Raw genomic sequence first — 19178 nt, 5'->3', positions numbered from 1 at the left:
CTCAATGCCTTGGGTGTTTATGCAGTTGCAAACTATTTGCATTAAATATGCCAATGATGGGAAGGCGTCAACCGGGGGCGGGGCATCACAAATCATAAGCTTGTGATGCATAGTGTGTGGATCCATCGCATTTGGATTGAAGCAAATATCCGTTTTCGGGCAAGCGCTGAGCGCAAGCTGCCTTCAAAAAATCCCTGTTGAAAATTATGGGGCTGGCACAGTTCTGTAGAAGTGCTGAGCCAAAGGATAACGCTTCATTAAGCTTAATATCCGATAACTGACGAACGAATCCGCCATGTCGCCACGTTGACGGCAAATGGGCGGAATCCGCAAGCAAAACACGAAAGCATGTTTCCTGAAGTTGGGAACCGATTTTGGAACAAAACATGCGTGAAAACAAAAGATTGAAGCGCGAGACGCTTTAAAACGGGCCAAGTACCCGGGAAAGGATCGGAATGATGGCAAGCCTCGGCGGAGACAAATCTCAAGCCGAAGGGGCTGAAGTCCGTCACGTTCCGGTGCTGATCGCCGAAGTGATCGACGCCCTGAAGCCTGTATCTGGCGCAGTGATTGTCGATGGGACATTCGGTGCTGGCGGGTATACGCGTCGCATACTGGAAGCGGGAGCGGACGTGATCGCGATTGACCGCGATCCGACCGCAATCGAAGCCGGGCGGGCGATGGAAAAGCAGTTTCCGGACCGGCTCGATCTGGTCGAGTCCCGGTTCTCTGCTCTTGATGAAGCAGTCTCGAAGGTTAAGGGAGCAGGCAGCAAGGTGGACGGCGTTGTGCTCGATATTGGCGTATCGTCGATGCAGATCGATGAGGCCGAGCGCGGCTTTTCCTTCCAGAAAGATGGTCCGCTCGACATGCGCATGTCGAAAAAAGGACCAAGCGCTGCCGATGTGGTGAACCGTCTCAAGACCGGTGATCTTGCCCGCATCTTCAATTTTCTGGGCGAAGAGCGCCATGCAGGCCGCATTGCACGCATGATCGACAAACGCCGGACCGCACAGCCTTTCACACGTACGCTCGATCTTGCCAATGCCATCGAAACGCTGGTGGGACGCAATCCGAAGGATCGCATCCATCCGGCGACGCGGGTGTTTCAGGCGTTGCGGGTCTATGTGAATGACGAGTTGGGCGAACTGGCGCGGGCGTTGCTTGCTGCCGAACGTATCCTGAAACCGGGCGGTCGGCTGGTTGTCGTGACCTTCCATTCGCTCGAAGACCGCATGGTGAAGCGCTATTTCGCTGACCGCGCTGGCGGTAGTGCCGGATCGCGTCATCTGCCGGAAACACATGTCCGTCTGCCGAGCTTTACACCTGCGGTCAAGGGCGCTGTTGGCCCGACCGCAGAGGAAGAAGAACGAAATCCACGTGCGCGCTCGGCGAAGCTGCGCGCTGGAATAAGGACGGAAAATCCGCCACTGGAAGACGATTTATCGCTTTTCGGACTGCCCAAACTGCCCGAGACGAACGAACTGGCCCGGAGTTGAACGAGTGCTGCGTACTTTCGACATCATCATGATAGCGGCGATGCTGGTGGCGGCGACCGTCACCTACACGATCAAATATGACGCGGAAAAGCAGATCGCGGTGATCGCCAAGCTGAAGCGACAGATCGACTCCGAGAAGGACACGATCACGCTCCTGCGCGCCGACTGGGCATTGATGACCCAGCCTGGCCGCCTGCAAAGTCTCGTTGGTGTCTACGAAAAGGAACTCAACCTCCAGCCGATCGAAGCCGAACAGCTTGTGCTGGGTGTCCACGAAATTCCGGAACGTCCGGTTGACGATATCCAGAAGATCATCTCCGGCAGCGATGAACTGCTTGCAAGTGGCGTGCTTGAAAAGGATGCCATCACGACCGGTAGCGTCAAGAAAAGCGGGGCGAGGCACTGATCATGCGGCTGAGACTTTTCAAAAAAAAGAATATGCAGGCAGATGACGGTGTCGAGCCGGTTGGCGATGAAAAGCTGGCCGGCAACATGGCGTTTGTCGGCTCGCGCAAAAAGCATGGCAACCGCGCGCGCAATCGTCTCTGGATGGCCATCGCCTGTTTTGTCGGCATCTATGGTGTGATGGGCGGCAAGCTCATTTATTTCGGTGTCATCGGCGGCGAAAATGAGGATAATGCAGGTCCGGCGGTTCACCAGCTCGCGTCACGCCCGGATATTCTCGACCGCAACGGCGAAATCCTCGCGACCGACATCAAGACGGCTTCGCTCTATGCAGAGCCGCGCAAGATCGTAGATCCCGACGAAACCATCGAAATGCTGTCGACGGTGCTGCCCGATCTTGATTGGGAAGCGACATATAAGCGTTTGAAAAGTGGTGCCGGTTTCGTCTGGATCAAGCGAGGACTGACGCCCCGCCAGCAGAGCCAGATCATGGCGCTCGGCGTGCCGGGCATCGGCTTCCGTACGGAAAAGCGCCGCTTCTATCCGGGTGGCCCGACCGCGTCGCATATCCTCGGTCTCGTCAATGTCGACAATCAGGGCATTGCGGGCATGGAGAAATATATCGACAGTCAGGGGCTGACCGATCTGCGTTCCGTGGGGCTCGCAACCGGACAGTCGCTGGAGCCGGTGCGCCTCTCGATCGATATTCGTGTGCAGCACATCATGCGTGACGTACTCGTCAAGGCCATGGAACGCTACCGGGCAATTGCTGCCGGTGCTGTGGTGCTGAACGTCAAGACCGGCGAAGTGATCGCCATGGCATCGGTGCCGGATTTTGATCCGAACAACCCGGTCCATGCTCTGGACAAGGACCGCCTGAACCGCATGTCGGCAGGCACCTATGAAATGGGTTCGACCATCAAGAGCTTTACCACGGCAATGGCGCTCGATTCCGGTAAGTTCAACCTGCAGTCGAAACTCGATGCCAGCCGTCCGCTGGTGTTCGGTCGCCAGACGATCCGTGACTTCCACGGCAAGGGCCGCTGGCTGACGCTGCCGGAAGTCTTCATCTTCTCGTCCAATATCGGTTCGGGCCGCGAGGCGGATGCCGTCGGCATTGAAGGCCATCGCGCATTCCTGAAGAAGATCGGCCTTCTCGACCGCATGCAGACGGAGTTGCCGGAAGTGGCGCGTCCCGTTGAGCCGCGTGTGTGGAAGAAGGTCCACTCGATGACGATTTCGTTCGGCCACGGCATGATGACGACGCCGTTGCAGACGGCGGTCGGTGCGGCTGCACTGATGAATGGCGGCAAGCTGATGGAGCCGACTTTCCTGATGCGCACGCAGGCTCAGGCTGATCAGGTGGCCAAGCAGGTCATTCATCCACAGGTTTCTGCGGATATGCGTTACCTCTATCGCCTCAACGCGACCGCTCAGGGCGGCTCCGGCAAGCGGGCCACTGTTCCGGGCTACCGCGTCGGCGGCAAGACCGGCACGGCGGAAAAGGTTGTGCATGGCCGCTACTCGAAGGACGTGCGTTTCAACGCGTTTCTGGCGTCATTTCCGATGGATGATCCGACCTATGTCGTGCTGACCATCATCGACGAACCGAAGCCGGAAGAAGGCAAGTTCAGCGCAACCGCAGGTCTCAACGCAGCACCGATGGTTTCGGAGATCATCCGCCGATCTGCATCGTTCCTCGGCGTGAAGCCCGATTTCCAACTCGAAGCCCAGCCAGCAATGGTTAGCAATTTAAGCGGCAAGCCTGATTTTCAACAGGAAGTGCCGCCAGCAATGGTTTCCAACGAATACGACTGATTCGCATAAAGCAGCCCTTGCAGCGAAACGCGCACAACTGAATCTGGATTTGGTATGACCATGAAACTGAAGGAAATCGCTCTCTTTAAGGAACTGGCCTCCGGCGATGCCGGTGAGGTGGAGATCACCGGCGTCACGTCGGACTCCCGCAAGGTCGAACGCGGTTTTCTTTTCGCAGCGTTGAAAGGCGTGAAAGCAGACGGTGCGGCTTTTGTCGTCGATGCCGTCAAGCGCGGCGCCAGCGCCATCATCGCAGGCAAGGATACGGCTGTCGCTGACGCAGGCGTCCCGGTTCTTCATGTCGATGATCCCCGCCTTGCATTGGCAGTTGCTGCGGCGCAGTTCTATGGCAAGCAGCCACAAGTTATGGTTGCAGTTACAGGCACCAGCGGCAAGACTTCCGTCGCGTCCTTTACCCGGCAGATTTGGGCCTATGCCGGTTTTCCGGCGGCGAATATCGGCACGACCGGCGTGTTTTCGCCGACGCGCAGCGACTATAATTCGCTGACAACACCCGATCCGGTGGAGTTGCATCGTGTTCTGGCAGAGCTTGCCGATGAAGGCGTGACCCATGCGGCCATGGAAGCCTCATCGCATGGCCTTGATCAGCGTCGTCTTGATGGTGTCAAGCTCGCTGCCGGTGCGTTTACCAATCTCGGTCGTGACCATATGGATTATCACGCGACCATCGAGGAATATCTTGGCGCGAAGATGCGTCTCTTCAACACGCTTTTGCCGAAGGGTGCGCCAGCCATCATCTTCTCCGACGATCATTTCTCGGCGCAGGCCATCGAGGCGGCGACGCTTGCTGGATGCGACGTGAAGACGGTCGGACGAAAAGGCAATTTCATTGCTCTCAAGCGGGTCGAGCACGAGCGTTTCCGCCAGCATGTCGAAGTGCGCATCGGCGACGAGATTTTTGAGATCGAACTGCCGCTCGCCGGAGATTTTCAGGTCGCAAATGCGCTGGTTGCTGCAGGGCTTGCCATGGTTACGGGCGTTCCGGCTGCGGCTGCAATGCGTGCCTTGGCGCTCCTCAAAGGTGCGCCGGGACGGCTCGATCTCGTCGGTGCGACGGAAGATGGCGCTCCGGCCTATGTCGATTACGCCCACAAGCCTGAGGCGTTGGAAAATGTTCTGACTTCGGTGCGTCCGTTCACGACGGGCCGGGTGATTGTGGTCTTCGGTTGCGGCGGCGACCGCGACAAGGGAAAGCGTCCGATCATGGGCGAAATCGCCTCGCGACTGGCGGATGTGGCAATCGTCACGGACGACAATCCGCGCTCGGAGGTTCCAGCCCAAATCCGCTCGGAAATCATGGCAGCAGCGCCGGGCGCAACCGAAATTGGTGATCGTCGAGAGGCTATCTTTACCGCTGTATCCATGATGCAGGCGGGCGATACGCTGGTCGTTGCAGGCAAGGGGCATGAAGAGGGCCAGATTGTCGGCAGCATTACCTTGCCGTTCTCTGATCATGCGGAAGTTGCAGCAGCACTTGCTGCCCGCCTTGAGGAGCGCTCGGAATGAGTGACTGGCTCTGGACATCCAACGATATGGTTGAAGCCATGGAAGGCAGGCCCTTTGGCAACCTTCCCGGCGGCATAACCGGCATCTCAATCGACAGCCGTTCGCTGAAACCGGGCGAGGCTTTTTTCGCCATCAAGGGCGAACAGTTCGACGGGCATGATTTCGTAACCAGCGCCATGGCCGCTGGTGCGGGTCTTCTTGTGGTGGCCGAGCATCGTCTGCCCGCATTCGGCAATTCCAAAGTACCGATGATCGTGGTCGAGGATGTGCTTGAGGCCCTGACCAAGCTTGGCATTGCCTCGCGGGCACGCTCGAAGGCGCAGATCATCGCGGTGACTGGTTCGGTTGGCAAGACGACGACCAAGGAAGCCCTGCGTCACGTTCTTTCGGAAGTCGGCAAGGTCCATGCTTCTGTGGCGTCGTTCAACAATCATTGGGGTGTGCCGCTGACGCTTGCGCGCATGCCTGCCGATACGGATTACGGCGTTTTCGAAATCGGCATGAACCATCACGATGAAATTCGTCCGCTGGTGAAGATGGTGCGCCCGCATGTGGCGCTGATCACGCTGATTGCACCGGCACATCTTGGTCATTTCGCCAATCTGGAAGAAATCGCCGTTGCTAAGGCGGAGATTTTCGAAGGCATAGTTCCAGGCGGCTATGCGCTTCTCAATCGTGATGACAAGCGCTTCAAACAGCTGGAAGAACTGGCCGAAAAGGCCGGTGTCGAACACATTGCCACATTCGGCGAGAACGCCCGGTCCGACTATCGTCTGCGCGAAGTGAAGCTGCACCCAACCTGCTCCTGCATGACGGTCAAAATCGGAACGCATGAAGCAGCCGTGAAGGTTGGTATGCCGGGCCGTCATATTGTGCAGAACATGCTCGCCGTTCTTGGGGCCGCTGATCTGGTCGGAGCTGATATCGCCAAGGTGATGATGGCCATGGCGACGCTTTCTGCAGAAGGCGGTCGTGGTGCGCGCCATGTGCTTCAGCATCCTGAAGGAACCTTCACGCTGATCGACGAGAGCTACAACGCCAATCCGACCTCGATGCGCGCAGCCCTGTCGCTGTTGCATTCGACCACACCGGAAGGTTCGCGTGGCCGTCGCATCGCGGTTTTAGGCGACATGCTGGAGCTTGGCCGTCAGTCGGGCAAACTTCATGCCGATCTCGCGCGCCCGATCGTGGATGCTGAAGTGAATACGCTTTTTATCGGTGGACCGGACATGTCGGCGCTGAAAAATGCCTTGCCGGTTGAAATTCAGACCGAGTACAGGCAAAGCACCGACGAATTGTTGCCGCTGGTGATCAAGGCGGTCCGTCCGGGCGATGTCATCATGGTGAAATCGTCGAAGGGGATCGGCTTTTCCAAAATCGTCAAGACGTTGATTAGCCAGTTTCCGCCGGTGGAACCCGCGGAGTAAGCGGTATTTGAGGGATTTTTCTCTACATGTTGATGCTTCTCACCTTCTTCGCCGAACATATGACACCGCTCAATGTGTTCCGCTACATTACCTTCCGCACCGGCGGCGCGATGATTACATCGGCGCTGATCGTGTTCCTGTTCGGCCCGTCGATCATCAACTCGCTTCGGGTGCGTCAGGGGAAAGGCCAGCCGATCCGCGCTGACGGTCCGCAGACCCATTTCAAGAAGGCCGGTACACCCACCATGGGCGGCCTCATGATCATGACCGGCATTCTTGTGTCATGCCTGCTCTGGGCCAATCTGGCCAGCGTCTATGTCTGGGTCGTTCTGCTGGTTACGGTGGGTTTCGGCGCCATCGGCTTCTATGATGATTATCTCAAGGTGACGAAGCAGTCCGACAAGGGTTTTTCCGGCAAGGCGCGTCTTGGCATCGAATTCCTGATCGCCGCTATTGCCGCGTTCGTCATCATGCGGGCAGGGCAGGAGCCGTTCTCGTCGTCGCTGACATTCCCGTTTGCCAAGCAGTTCGTCGTCAATCTGAGCTGGTTCTTCATTCCGTTTGCAGCCTTCGTCATGGTGGGCGCAGGCAATGCCGTAAACCTGACAGATGGTCTCGACGGGCTTGCAATCGTACCGGTCATGGTGGCCGCAGCGTCTTTCGGCTTCATTGCCTATCTTTCCGGCAACGCGATCTTCGCCGACTATCTGCAGATTCATTTCGTGCCGGGCACAGGTGAACTTGCTGTGGTTCTTGGCGCTGTTATCGGCGCGGGCCTCGGCTTCCTGTGGTTCAATGCGCCTCCCGCCGCTATCTTCATGGGCGATACGGGTTCGTTGGCGCTGGGTGGTATGCTGGGCACTGTTGCGGTTGCAACGAAGCATGAAATCGTTCTCGCCATCATCGGTGGTCTGTTCGTCGTCGAAGCGCTTTCCGTCATCATTCAGGTTGGCTCCTTCAAGCTGACCGGCAAGCGTGTCTTCCTCATGGCGCCTATTCACCACCATTTCGAAAAGAAGGGCTGGACCGAGAGCCAGGTCGTGATCCGCTTCTGGATCGTTGCGATCATTCTCGCGATGATCGGCCTTTCCACCCTGAAGCTCAGATAACAGGCATATCGAATGATCCCGATCACCGCCCTCAAGGATAAGACAGTCGCCCTTTTCGGACTGGGCGGGTCGGGTATCGCGACCGCCAAGGCCATTCTCGCGGGCGGCGCAAAGATCATTGCCTGGGATGACAATCCCGACAGCGTTGCCCGTGCCCAGAGCGCGGGCATTGCCACAGGCGATTTGCGGCAGGCTGACTGGACGCAATTTGCGGCTTTCGTGCTTTCGCCGGGCGTTCCGCTGACCCATCCAAAGCCACACTGGACTGTCGATCTGGCTCATGCCGCAGGTGTCGAAATCATCGGTGATGTGGAGCTGTTTGTCCACGAGCGCAATCACATTGCTCCCGATTGCCCGTTCATCGCCATCACCGGCACCAACGGCAAATCGACGACGACCGCTTTGATCGCCCATATCATCAAGGCTTCCGGTCGGGATATGCAGCTTGGCGGCAATATCGGCACCGCAATCCTGACGCTGGAGCCGCCGCAGGCAAATCGCTTCTATGTGGTCGAATGTTCATCCTATCAGATCGATTTGGCGCCATCGCTGAACCCGACGGCGGGCATTCTGCTCAATCTGACACCGGATCATCTCGACCGTCATGGCTCAATGGAAAACTATGCCGCGATCAAGGAACGTCTGGTGGCGGCGAGCGACACGGCAATTGTCGGCGTTGATGATGATTATTGCGAAGCCATTGCGGACCGGCTTTATCGCGATGGTGTACACGTCGTGCGAATTTCCAAGGAAAGGCACCTTGGCAAAGGCTATTTCGCTGACGGCGCAAAGCTGCTCTGGTCGCAGGACGGGGAAATTGACGAAATCGCTTCCCTGGAAGGTATCGGTTCGCTGCGCGGTGCGCACAATGCGCAGAACGCGCTTGCGGCTGTCGTCGCCTGCCTGTCAGTGGGCTTAAGCCTTGAAGAAATCGATGCGGGATTGAAGAGCTTTCCCGGTCTGGCCCACCGCATGGAGCAGGTTGGGCATCGCGGGAAAGTCCTGTTCGTCAACGATTCCAAGGCAACCAATGCGGAAGCAACGGCTCCGGCGTTGTCCTCCTTCCCGCAGAACATCTACTGGATTGCAGGTGGTGTGCCGAAAGCTGGCGGGATTACCTCGCTGGCCGGGTTCTTCCCGCGAATTGCCAAGGCCTATCTGATCGGCGAAGCCGCAGCGCAGTTTGCGGCAACGCTTGGCGATGGGGCGCCATTTGAGATTTCTGACACGCTTGCAGTTGCCGTCGAACATGCGGCTCGCGATGCCGGTAACGATGCGGCTCCCGAACCGGTTGTGCTGTTGTCGCCCGCTTGCGCGAGCTTCGATCAGTTCCAGAATTTTGAAAAACGCGGCGATGCATTCCGCAGCGCTGTTCTGGCGCTTCCGGGCGTCGAGCCGATAGGAGGGAAAAGCTGATGGTAAGCCGTGTCGATCGCGGTCCTGTCGCCAATTGGTGGTGGACAATAGACCGCTTCTTCCTCGCTGCATGTCTTGCTCTAATGGGGCTTGGCATTCTGCTGTCATTCGCCGCAAGTCCTGCCGTGGCCCAGCGTATCGGGCTCGACGGGTTCCACTTTGTCGAGCGCCAGATTTTCTTCATGCTGCCGGCAGTTGGCGTCATGATCGGCGTGTCGTTTCTGTCGCCGCGCCAGATCAGGCGATTTGCTTTGATCCTGCTCGGCATTTCGCTTGTATTGATGGTTGCCGCACTGTTCTTCGGTATCGAAGTGAAAGGTGCGCGGCGCTGGGTCAATCTGGCAGGGATCTCTATCCAGCCGTCAGAATTCATGAAGCCTGCATTCGTGGTGGTTTGCGCCTGGCTGTTCTCGGAGCGTGAACGCGGTGGCGAAATGCCCGGCAATTTTCTTGCCATGCTGCTGTTCGGCACCGTTGCTGCTTTGCTCGTCCTCCAGCCTGACCTTGGCCAGACAATGCTGACCACAGGCACATGGGGTGCCATGTTCTTCCTCGCCGGTCTGCCGATGTTCTGGATTCTGGTCCTGGGTGGTCTTGCTGTTTGCGGCGGCGTTTCAGCCTATTTCATGTTCGATCACGTGGCCGGGCGTATCAACCGGTTCATGACAGGCGAGGGCGACACGTTCCAGGTCGATGCCGGACGCGAAGCAATCCTGCGCGGCGGCTGGTTCGGACAAGGTCCGGGCGAAGGTACCATCAAGCGCATCATCCCGGACAGCCATACCGATTTCATTTTCTCGGTTGCGGCAGAAGAATACGGCATCGTTCTGTGCATGATCATCATGCTGCTTTTCGCATTCATCGTCGTGCGCGGCCTTTCGATTGCGTTGCGCGAGCGTGATCCGTTCACCCGTCTGGCTGTCTCGGGGATTGTCATTCTGTTCGGCTTCCAGTCGATCATCAACATGGCTGTGAACCTGCATCTCATGCCTGCAAAGGGAATGACCCTGCCGTTCATCTCCTATGGCGGTTCCTCGCTCATTGCCATCGCCATCACGATGGGCATCCTTCTGGCTCTGACGCGCCGCCGTCCGGAAGCCCGCATGACCCATACGGTCGGTAGCGGTGTCGATATGGGCAAACGCATTCCTGCGCTGTGAGGGGCTGATGGTAAAAGGCGTAATCGTACTGGCCGCCGGTGGAACGGGCGGTCATCTTTTTCCGGCGGAAGCGCTGGCGCATGAACTGAAGGCGCGTGGTTGGGACGTCCATCTGGCGACCGATGCGCGCGCGCAGCGTTTCGCGGGTGCCTTCGCGGAAGATCATGTTCATGTCATTCGTTCGGCAACAATTGCAGGCCGCAACCCGATAGCGCTCCTGAAGACGTTCTGGTCACTATGGCAGGGCAATCTCGATTCCCGTAAATTGTTCCGCAGGCTGAAGCCCAAACTCGTTGCGGGCTTTGGTGGCTATCCGACGCTGCCGCCGCTCTATGCCGCGAGCAACATGAACATCCCGACGATGGTGCACGAGCAGAATGCCGTCATGGGTCGCGCCAATAAGGGCCTTGCAGGTCGCGTGAAAGCAATTGCCGGTGGTTTCCTGCCCGAGACCGGTGGGGCCCATGCCGAAAAGACGGCTACGACCGGCAATCCGGTGCGTCCACCAGTTCTGACTGCAGCCGGAACGCCCTACAAGCCGGTCAAGGCGGATGAACGTTTCCGCCTGCTGGTTTTTGGCGGTAGCCAGGGCGCTCAGTTCTTTTCGACTGCCATTCCCGCTGCCGTGGCTTTGCTGCCAGAGAACGACCGAGCGCGGCTGCTGATCACCCAGCAGGCCCGCAAGGAAGACGAAGCCGCTGTACGCGAAGCTTACAAGAAACTTGGTGTTCCCGCTGACGTTGCGCCGTTTTTCAACGATATGCCAGCACGCATGGCGGATGCTCAGTTCGTGATTTCGCGGTCCGGTGCTTCGACCGTTTCTGAGATCACCGTGATCGGTCGTCCGGCGATGTTGGTGCCGTTTCCGCACGCGCTCGATCATGATCAGGCAGCGAATGCAGCAGCGCTCGCGGCTGTCGGCGGTGGCGAGGTTGTTCGCCAGTCGGAATTGTCGCCAGAACGCCTTGCCGAGATACTCCAGGCTGCGATGAATGAGCCACAGCGCCTCGAAGTACAAGCAAAAGCTGCAAAAAGCGTTGGTAAGCCGGATGCAGCGCAGTTGCTTGCTGATCTGGCAGAGGCTATTGCAGCAGGTAAATCTGTTCAGGAATTCAAAGAAGGAACTCGGCCATGAAAATGCCGCTGAATATCGGGCTTGTCCATTTCATCGGAATTGGCGGCATCGGCATGAGCGGTATTGCCGAAGTGCTGCATAATCTCGGCTACAAGGTACAGGGCTCTGACCAGTCCGACAGCGCCAATGTGCAGCGCCTGCGTGAAAAAGGCATTGAGGTCTTTGTCGGCCACAAGGCTGAAAATATCGGTGATGCCGAAGTTGTTGTCGTTTCGACGGCGATCAAGAAAAACAATCCCGAGCTGGTTGCTGCACGCGAAAAGCTGCTGCCTATCGTGCGCCGCGCCGAAATGCTGGCCGAGTTGATGCGCTTCCGTCATGCGGTTGCGATTGGCGGTACGCATGGTAAGACCACCACGACCTCAATGGTCGCCGCATTGCTCGATGCCGGGCATCTTGATCCGACCGTCATCAATGGCGGTATCATCAATGCTTACGGTACCAATGCCCGTATGGGCGATGGTGACTGGATGGTGGTGGAAGCCGACGAAAGCGACGGCACGTTCCTCAAACTGCCAGCCGATATCGCGGTCGTCACCAATATCGATCCGGAACATCTCGACCATTACGGCAATTTCGATGCCGTGCGTGCGGCTTTCGCGCAGTTTGTCGAGAATGTTCCGTTCTATGGCTTTGGCGTGATGTGCCTTGACCATCCGGAAGTGCAGGCTCTGGTGAGCCGGATCGAAGACCGCCGCATTGTGACTTATGGCCAAAACCCGCAGGCTGATGTGCGTTTTGTCAATCACCGCATGGATGGTGCTGCGAGTCTGTTCGATGTCGTGATCCGTTCGCGCAAGGGCGAGGCAACCGAGATCAAGGATCTGCGTCTGCCGATGCCGGGGCAGCACAACGTATCCAATGCGACGGCGGCAATCGCCGTTGCGCATGAGCTGGGTATCGTGGCCGACGATATTCGTCGTGGCCTTGGTTCGTTCGGCGGTGTGAAACGTCGCTTTACCCATACGGGCACGTGGAACGGCGTAGAGATATTCGACGATTACGGCCATCACCCGGTTGAAATCCGCGCCGTGCTGAAAGCTGCACGTGAAGCCACAAAAGGTCGTGTGGTCGCCATTGTGCAGCCGCACCGCTATACGCGTCTGGCAAGCCTGTTTGATGAATTCGCGGCATGTTTCAACGATGCCGATACGGTTATCGTGGCGCCGGTCTATACGGCTGGCGAAGACCCTATCGAAGGCGTCAATTCCGAGGCGCTCGTATCGCGCATCAAAACCGCAGGTCATCGCGATGCACGCTATGCCAGCGGGCCAGAAGCACTGGCACCGTTGGTTGCTTCGATAGCGGAGCCGGGCGACTTCGTGGTCTGCCTCGGCGCAGGCAATATTACGCAGTGGGCATATGCGCTGCCGAAAGAACTGGCTGAACAGGGTAAGAAGTAAGATGGAAAGCGGCGAGACGCTTCTGAAGAAGCTCGACGGCAAATTGTCGGGCTTGCGTGGTCGGCTGACGCCCGATGCTGGTATGGACAAGATCACCTGGTTCCGCGCTGGCGGACCGGCACAGGTTCTGTTTCAGCCTGCCGATGAAGAAGACCTCTCCTCGTTTCTGAAGGCTGTGCCGGAAGAGATACCGATTCTCGTGGTTGGCATCGGCTCCAATCTGCTCGTGCGCGATGGCGGTGTTCCAGGCTTTGTCGTGCGGCTTTCCGCAAAAGGCTTCGGCGAAGTCGATCAGGTTTCTGAGACGCAGCTGCGGGCAGGCGCGGCGACGCCTGACAAGCGCGTGGCCGCAGCGGCGCTGGAAGCGGGGCTGGCTGGCTTCCACTTCTACCATGGCATACCCGGCGGCATGGGCGGGGCTTTGCGCATGAATGCAGGCGCCAACGGCGTGGAAACGCGCGAGCGCGTCGTGGAGGTTCGCGCCCTTGATCGCAAGGGCGATGTGCATGTGCTTTCCAATGCGGATATGGGCTACGCCTATCGGCATTCCTCAGCATCGCCGGATCTGATTTTTACCTCTGTCTTGTTCGAGGGAACTCCCGGCAAGCATGAAGCGATCAAACAAGCCATGGACGAGGTGCAGCATCATCGCGAGACGGTGCAGCCTGTACGCGAAAAAACAGGTGGCTCGACCTTCAAGAATCCGGAAGGCACATCGGCCTGGAAGGAAATCGACAAGGCAGGTTGCCGCGGTTTGCGCGTCGGCGGCGCGCAGATGTCCGAAATGCACTGCAATTTTATGATCAATACAGGCACCGCAACGGGGCTCGATCTGGAGACTTTGGGCGAAACGGTTCGCGCCAGAGTTTTTGAAAATTCGGGTATTCGCCTTCATTGGGAAATCAAACGTCTCGGTTTGTTCCGCGAGGGCGAGGCGGTAGAAGAGTTTCTTGGAAAATTTTGATAAAAAAGTTGCCCGGATTTTCTACCTGATATTCCGGGCTTTTTTGCCTTCACAAGCGACGCGTAAGGTTCGTCCCTTTCTATAGGGTCTTGTCACGGAATCAATCCTCTGATTCTTTAGGGTTAACCACACAGTGATTTGATTCGGCAGGATTTTCCTGCCGCGGGTGCCTGCGGCCTTCGCTGCTGGGTTGCTTGGATTCTGTTTAATTGATGCGCAGGGGATTGCGCAGAGGGGATGCTAACATGACGGGAAAGCACGTCGCCGTTTTGATGGGCGGTTTCTCTTCGGAGCGCCCGGTCAGTTTGTCCTCTGGAGCGGCTTGCGCTGCGACCCTTGAAGAGCGCGGCTATCGCGTGACGCGTATTGATGTGGATCGCAATGTTGCCAGCGTTCTTGCCGAACTGAAGCCTGACGTTGCGTTCAATGCGCTGCATGGCCCTTTCGGTGAGGATGGCGCTATTCAGGGCGTTCTCGAGTATCTCCAGATTCCCTACACGCATTCGGGCGTGCTCGCATCGGCGCTCGCCATGGACAAGGACCGCGCCAAGAAGGTTGCGGCTGCTGCCGGTGTTGCTGTTGCTTCCTCGCTTCTGCTCAACCGTTTTGAGATCGGCACTGAGCATCCGATGGAGCCGCCTTACGTGGTCAAGCCGGTTCGCGAAGGTTCGAGCTTTGGCGTCGTGATCGTCAAGGAAGATCAGGCGCATCCGCCGCAAATCATCAGTTCGGCTGAGTGGAACTACGGTGCCGAGGTTCTGGTCGAAAAATACATTCCCGGCCGGGAATTGACCTGTGCCGTGATGGGTGATCGCGTCATGGACGTGTGTGAGATCATTCCGGTAGGCCATCAGTTCTACGATTATGATTCAAAATATGTTGCAGGCGCGTCATCTCACGTGTGTCCGGCAAAAATTTTACCAAATATTTACCAAAAAATACAAACAATGGCCCTTACGGCGCATCGGGCAATCGGGTGTCGGGGCGTAAGCCGGTCAGACTTCCGTTTCGACGATCGTTTCTCTGATGATGGCGAAGTTATCTGGCTGGAAATCAATACCCAGCCGGGGATGACTCCTACCTCGCTCGTGCCTGATATCGCCAAAGCGGCTGGTATCTCTTTCGGTGAATTGTTGAGTTGGATGGTGGAGGACGCGTCTTGTTTGCGTTGAACGGAAAATCGGACGGATATGGGCGCTCGGGCTCGATGCGGGATGCATCGGGGGCGACGGGTGCTGCTTTTGTCCTGCCGCGTTTCCTGCGCAAGCCGTTTCGCTTTGCTGCTCGCCTTTTCCAAGGCAATGTAAATATTCCGCGCCATGCAGGCACTGTCGGCATGCTGGGTTTCCTTGGTGCTACCGGCCTTTATGGCATGGCGGTTGGCGGTCACACGCCGGAGGTGGTCAAGGCGACTGCTTCCACACTCGGTTTCGCAATTGAGGATATAAAGGTCGTCGGCAACAACGAGACGTCCGATATAGATATTCTGGGTCAGCTCGATCTTGATGGCGAGACATCTCTCGTCGGTCTGAGCGCTGAAGAAGCGCGCCAATCCATCGACAAGCTGCCATGGGTTGAAAGCGCAGAAGTTCGCAAGGTTTATCCTGGTACGGTTCTTGTCTCGTTGCATGAACGCAAGGCGTTCGCCATCTGGCAAAACGACAAGGATCTGGCGCTGATCGACGCCGCCGGGGATACCATCGTTCCGTTCCGTCCGGGCCGTTACAATTCGTTGCCGCTCGTCGTGGGCGATGGCGCGGAAAAGAAGGTCAAGGGCTTCGTTGATGAAATCGCTGCCTATCCGGGTCTGGCCGGAAAGGTTCGCGCCTACATCCGTGTCGGCGACCGTCGCTGGGACCTGCTTCTGGATAATGGCGTGCGCATCATGCTGCCGGAAACCGATCCGCTGAAGGCGCTCGCGCAGGTCGAGAAGCTCGATCAGGACCAGCATCTTCTTTCGCGCGATATCGCTGCGGTCGATCTTCGTCTGGATGATCGCGTGACTGTTCAATTGACTGCAAGTGGCATGGAGCAGCGCCAGAAGTTTCTGGCAGAGCGTAAAAAAGAACTATCCCGCACGGGGAAGCGCGTATGAGTATTCTGGGCGGCAAGGGATCATCACAAGGCGGAACTGCAGGGCGCAAGGTGCGCCTGTTAACGGTTCTGGATGTCGGATCGAGCAAGGTTTCCTGCGTTATCGCACGGTTGCGTCCGCATGAAGGCGGCGCACTGCTGCCAGGCCGCACGCACCGTATGGAAGTACTGGGCATCGGCCATCAGCGTTCGCGCGGCGTCAAGTCGGGCGTCATCATTGATCTGGATGCGGCAGAGCAGTCGATCCGCCTTGCGGTCGATGCAGCTGAGCGCATGGCTGGTCTTACCGTCGATAGCCTGATCGTCAATATTTCAGCCGGTCGCCTCAAGAGCGAAACCTTCACGGCCAGCGTCAATCTGGGCGGCCATGAAGTCGAGCAGACCGATATTCGTCGTGTTCTGGCTGCCGGTGCCAAGCAGGCGCTTGCAGCCGAGCGTCACCTCGTTCATTCGCTGCCGGTTGGCTACACGCTCGATGGTGAACGCGGTATTCGCGATCCGCTCGGCATGTTGGGCGATAGCCTCGGCGTCGATATGCATGTGCTGACGGCCGACGCAGCGCCACTGCGCAATCTGGAGCTTTGCATCAATCGCTGCCATTTGTCGGTGGAAGCCATCGTTGCAACGCCTTATGCCAGCGGTCTTGCCGCTCTGGTCGGCGACGAAGCTGAAATGGGCGCGGCCTGCATCGATATGGGCGGCGGCACGACGACGATCTCCGTCTTCTCCGAAGGCAAGTTTATTCACGCCGATGCAGTGGCCATTGGCGGCAATCACGTGACGATGGATGTGGCTCGCGGCTTTTCCACCCGGATGGAAGATGCCGAACGTCTGAAGGTCATGTATGGCTCCGCTCTGCCGAGCGCTGCCGATGACCGCGATCTCATTTCCGTTCCGCCCATCGGCGACGATGAGCGTGATGTACCCAATCAATATCCGCGCTCGGTGCTGACGCGGATTATCCGTGCAAGAGTGGAAGAGACACTGGAACTGGTGCGCGACAGGCTTAACCAGTCAGGTCTTGGACATATTGTCGGCAAGCGTGTGGTTCTGACCGGCGGCGCTAGCCAGCTGCCAGGAATGCCAGAGGCAGCCAGGCGAATCCTTGCAAGAAATGTACGAATCGGGCGTCCTCTAGGAATAGCGGGATTGCCTGAGGCGGCTAAGGGGGCAGCTTTTGCCGCGACCGTTGGACTTCTGATTTACCCGCAGGTGGCCGGGATAGAAGAGCGGTCGGTGAAAGCGGCTTCCTCCGGTCTCATGACCGGTACGGGTGGGCGCATTCAACGTGTCAGCCAATGGCTGAAAGAGAGTTTCTGAGTAGTAAGTATTGTGTAAGCTGTTGAAATAGCGTGTTGAATTATTGGGGCGTGACCATCTGGGTAACAACCAATCCACACCGCGGCGGCGAAGCGGTGGTAAGGCTTAAGAGGAACAAGGACCTATGACTATCAATCTGCAAAAGCCGGATATCACCGAGCTGAAGCCCCGCATCACCGTATTCGGTGTCGGCGGCGGCGGCGGCAATGCGGTCAACAACATGATCAATGCCGGTCTGCGCGGCGTGGATTTTGTCGTGGCCAACACCGACGCTCAGGCTTTGACGATGTCGAAGTCCGAACGCATGATCCAGCTCGGCGCTGCCGTTACAGAGGGTCTTGGTGCTGGTTCCCAGCCAGAAGTTGGCCGTGCGGCTGCTGAAGAGTGCATCGACGAAATCGTCGATCACCTGAATGGCACGCATATGTGCTTCGTGACCGCCGGCATGGGCGGCGGCACCGGCACCGGCGCTGCTCCGGTCGTGGCGCGCGCTGCCCGTGAACGGGGCATCCTCACCGTTGGCGTCGTGACCAAGCCTTTCCATTTCGAAGGCGCCCGCCGCATGAAGACTGCCGATCTCGGCATCGAAGAACTGCAGAAGAACGTCGATACGCTTATCGTCATTCCGAACCAGAACCTCTTCCGCATCGCCAACGACAAGACCACCTTCGCCGATGCTTTCGCAATGGCTGACCAGGTGCTTTATTCGGGCGTTGCCTGCATCACCGACCTGATGGTCAAGGAAGGCCTCATCAATCTCGACTTCGCCGACGTTCGTTCGGTGATGCGCGAAATGGGCAAGGCTATGATGGGTACGGGCGAAGCTTCCGGCGAAGGCCGTGCAATGGCTGCTGCCGAAGCTGCAATCGCTAACCCGCTGCTTGACGAAACCTCGATGCGCGGCGCGAAGGGCCTCCTGATCTCGATCACCGGTGGTCGCGACATGACCCTGTTCGAAGTCGACGAAGCTGCTACGCGTATTCGCGAAGAAGTCGATCCGGATGCGAATATCATCCTTGGCGCAACCTTCGACGAAGGCCTCGAAGGCGTCATCCGCGTTTCTGTCGTCGCTACCGGTATCGATAAGCAGTTAGGAGACGCGGCGCCTGCGCCGCTGGAATTTCGCCAGCCGGTAAAGCAGACTGCACAGGCGAAGCCAATGGCTCCGCATGGCGCACTTCGTCCTCCAGTTGTTGAACAGCCGCGTCAGGTCGATCCGATTGCCCAGGCGATCCAGTCTGCCGAAGCTGAAATTCCAGCCGCACCAGCAGCTCCTGCAGCTTCTGCTGAGCCGGAATTCCGTCCGCAGAGCCGCATTTTCCAGGCTCCGGCACCGGAGTCCTTCGAACGCGCTCCGGTTGCCCGTGCACCGATGCCGCAGGCACCGGCAGGTCATCAGGCAGCACAGCCACAGGCCTACCAGCAGCCGCAGATGCATGAACAGCCGGTTCGTGAACCGCGTCCTGCTCCGCGCATGCCTGCCGTTTCGGATTTTCCGCCGGTTGCACAGGCTGAAATCAATGCCCGTCGTGCTCCGCAGCAGCCTGCACAGGAAGAGCCGCGCGGCCCGATGAGCCTCCTGAAGCGCCTGACTCATGGTCTGTCGCGTCGTGAGGAAGATCAGCCTGCAGCCCGTCTGGAACCGGCTCAGCATCGTGAACCTGGCATGCGTCCGGCTGAACGTCGCGCTCCGCAGCAGGACACGTCCATCTACGCACCGCGTCGCGGCCAGCTTGATGATCAGGGTCGTCCGCAGCCGCGCGCAGCTTCGGAAGAAGATCAGCTCGAAATCCCGGCCTTCCTGCGCCGTCAGTCGAACTGAGCCATTTCGGTGAGTGAATAGGAAAGCCGCGGGTAACCCCCGCGGCTTTTTCGTTTCAGTAAACAAAATCAAAACATTC

Annotated in this window: 15 protein-coding genes; all 15 read left to right on the top strand. The window is 58.0% G+C overall.

The features are described 5' to 3' along the window. Window positions 1–455: 455 nt before the first annotated feature. The 15 genes from rsmH to ftsZ all read left to right on the top strand — a co-directional run bounded on the left by rsmH (window position 456) and on the right by ftsZ (window position 19099). Window positions 456–1499, top strand: a complete 1044-nt coding sequence (rsmH, locus tag LJ361_RS17625) for a 16S rRNA (cytosine(1402)-N(4))-methyltransferase RsmH (protein ID WP_029376071.1) — start codon at window positions 456–458, stop codon at window positions 1497–1499. 4 nt (window positions 1500–1503) lie between these two features. Next, entirely contained in the window at window positions 1504–1905 is a 402-nt protein-coding gene (locus LJ361_RS17620) for a hypothetical protein (RefSeq protein ID WP_010659722.1), read from the top strand. A gap of 2 nt (window positions 1906–1907) precedes the next feature. Further along, entirely contained in the window at window positions 1908–3722 is a 1815-nt protein-coding gene (locus LJ361_RS17615; RefSeq protein ID WP_010659723.1) for a peptidoglycan D,D-transpeptidase FtsI family protein, read from the top strand. A gap of 54 nt (window positions 3723–3776) precedes the next feature. Continuing rightward, on the top strand, window positions 3777–5249 hold the full coding sequence (locus LJ361_RS17610; RefSeq protein WP_010659724.1) for a UDP-N-acetylmuramoyl-L-alanyl-D-glutamate--2,6-diaminopimelate ligase: 1473 nt from the start codon (window positions 3777–3779) through the stop codon (window positions 5247–5249). Further along, window positions 5246–6676, top strand: coding sequence for a UDP-N-acetylmuramoylalanyl-D-glutamyl-2,6-diaminopimelate--D-alanyl-D-alanine ligase (locus LJ361_RS17605; RefSeq protein WP_010659725.1), 1431 nt, complete (start codon window positions 5246–5248; stop codon window positions 6674–6676). Before LJ361_RS17610 ends, LJ361_RS17605 begins: the two co-directional genes overlap by 4 nt. Window positions 6677–6702: 26 nt before the next feature. Beyond that, window positions 6703–7785: a phospho-N-acetylmuramoyl-pentapeptide-transferase gene (gene mraY / locus LJ361_RS17600; RefSeq protein WP_010659726.1), complete on the top strand. Its 1083-nt coding sequence runs from the start codon at window positions 6703–6705 to the stop codon at window positions 7783–7785. Between the two features lie 12 nt (window positions 7786–7797). Next, entirely contained in the window at window positions 7798–9201 is a 1404-nt protein-coding gene (gene murD, locus LJ361_RS17595) for a UDP-N-acetylmuramoyl-L-alanine--D-glutamate ligase (RefSeq protein ID WP_010659727.1), read from the top strand. After that, entirely contained in the window at window positions 9201–10361 is a 1161-nt protein-coding gene (gene ftsW, locus LJ361_RS17590; RefSeq protein ID WP_010659728.1) for a putative lipid II flippase FtsW, read from the top strand. The genes murD and ftsW overlap by 1 nt, the downstream gene beginning before the upstream one ends. A 7-nt stretch (window positions 10362–10368) precedes the next feature. Then, entirely contained in the window at window positions 10369–11496 is a 1128-nt protein-coding gene (gene murG / locus LJ361_RS17585; protein ID WP_010659729.1) for an undecaprenyldiphospho-muramoylpentapeptide beta-N-acetylglucosaminyltransferase, read from the top strand. Beyond that, window positions 11493–12899 carry a UDP-N-acetylmuramate--L-alanine ligase gene (gene murC / locus LJ361_RS17580; RefSeq protein WP_010659730.1) on the top strand — a complete coding sequence of 469 codons (1407 nt, stop codon included), beginning with the start codon at window positions 11493–11495 and terminating at the stop codon, window positions 12897–12899. Before murG ends, murC begins: the two co-directional genes overlap by 4 nt. A gap of 1 nt (window position 12900) precedes the next feature. Continuing rightward, on the top strand, window positions 12901–13863 hold the full coding sequence (gene murB, locus LJ361_RS17575; protein ID WP_010659731.1) for a UDP-N-acetylmuramate dehydrogenase: 963 nt from the start codon (window positions 12901–12903) through the stop codon (window positions 13861–13863). A gap of 245 nt (window positions 13864–14108) precedes the next feature. Further along, window positions 14109–15035, top strand: coding sequence for a D-alanine--D-alanine ligase (locus tag LJ361_RS17570; protein ID WP_264812071.1), 927 nt, complete (start codon window positions 14109–14111; stop codon window positions 15033–15035). Next, the gene (locus tag LJ361_RS17565; protein ID WP_010659733.1) at window positions 15023–15958 is read left to right on the top strand and encodes a cell division protein FtsQ/DivIB; all 936 of its coding nucleotides are present in this window, start codon (window positions 15023–15025) and stop codon (window positions 15956–15958) included. Before LJ361_RS17570 ends, LJ361_RS17565 begins: the two co-directional genes overlap by 13 nt. Continuing rightward, window positions 15955–17277 (top strand): cell division protein FtsA, encoded by a 1323-nt coding sequence (gene ftsA, locus LJ361_RS17560; protein WP_010659734.1) that lies wholly within the window; start codon window positions 15955–15957, stop codon window positions 17275–17277. The genes LJ361_RS17565 and ftsA overlap by 4 nt, the downstream gene beginning before the upstream one ends. A gap of 124 nt (window positions 17278–17401) precedes the next feature. Further along, a complete protein-coding gene (ftsZ, locus tag LJ361_RS17555; protein WP_010659735.1) occupies window positions 17402–19099 on the top strand; it encodes a cell division protein FtsZ in 1698 nt (565 codons plus the stop codon). Window positions 19100–19178: the final 79 nt, after the last annotated feature.

The organism is Brucella sp. JSBI001, from assembly GCF_026014005.1.
Lineage (GTDB): Bacteria > Pseudomonadota > Alphaproteobacteria > Rhizobiales > Rhizobiaceae > Brucella > Brucella anthropi.
The sequence above is the reverse complement of the archived record's forward strand: the minus strand, read 5'-3'. Positions and strand labels throughout refer to the sequence as shown.

What these genes read in the sequence shown, in the direction of transcription:
- rsmH (WP_029376071.1), top strand. Translation starts at nt 456, where the DNA reads ATGATGGCAAGCCTCGGCGGAGACAAATCTCAAGCCGAAGGGGCTGAA.
- LJ361_RS17615 (WP_010659723.1), top strand. Translation starts at nt 1,908, where the DNA reads ATGCGGCTGAGACTTTTCAAAAAAAAGAATATGCAGGCAGATGACGGT.
- LJ361_RS17610 (WP_010659724.1), top strand. Translation starts at nt 3,777, where the DNA reads ATGACCATGAAACTGAAGGAAATCGCTCTCTTTAAGGAACTGGCCTCC.
- LJ361_RS17605 (WP_010659725.1), top strand. Translation starts at nt 5,246, where the DNA reads ATGAGTGACTGGCTCTGGACATCCAACGATATGGTTGAAGCCATGGAA.
- mraY (WP_010659726.1), top strand. Translation starts at nt 6,703, where the DNA reads ATGTTGATGCTTCTCACCTTCTTCGCCGAACATATGACACCGCTCAAT.
- murD (WP_010659727.1), top strand. Translation starts at nt 7,798, where the DNA reads ATGATCCCGATCACCGCCCTCAAGGATAAGACAGTCGCCCTTTTCGGA.
- ftsW (WP_010659728.1), top strand. Translation starts at nt 9,201, where the DNA reads ATGGTAAGCCGTGTCGATCGCGGTCCTGTCGCCAATTGGTGGTGGACA.
- murG (WP_010659729.1), top strand. Translation starts at nt 10,369, where the DNA reads ATGGTAAAAGGCGTAATCGTACTGGCCGCCGGTGGAACGGGCGGTCAT.
- murC (WP_010659730.1), top strand. Translation starts at nt 11,493, where the DNA reads ATGAAAATGCCGCTGAATATCGGGCTTGTCCATTTCATCGGAATTGGC.
- murB (WP_010659731.1), top strand. Translation starts at nt 12,901, where the DNA reads ATGGAAAGCGGCGAGACGCTTCTGAAGAAGCTCGACGGCAAATTGTCG.
- LJ361_RS17570 (WP_264812071.1), top strand. Translation starts at nt 14,109, where the DNA reads ATGACGGGAAAGCACGTCGCCGTTTTGATGGGCGGTTTCTCTTCGGAG.
- ftsA (WP_010659734.1), top strand. Translation starts at nt 15,955, where the DNA reads ATGAGTATTCTGGGCGGCAAGGGATCATCACAAGGCGGAACTGCAGGG.
- ftsZ (WP_010659735.1), top strand. Translation starts at nt 17,402, where the DNA reads ATGACTATCAATCTGCAAAAGCCGGATATCACCGAGCTGAAGCCCCGC.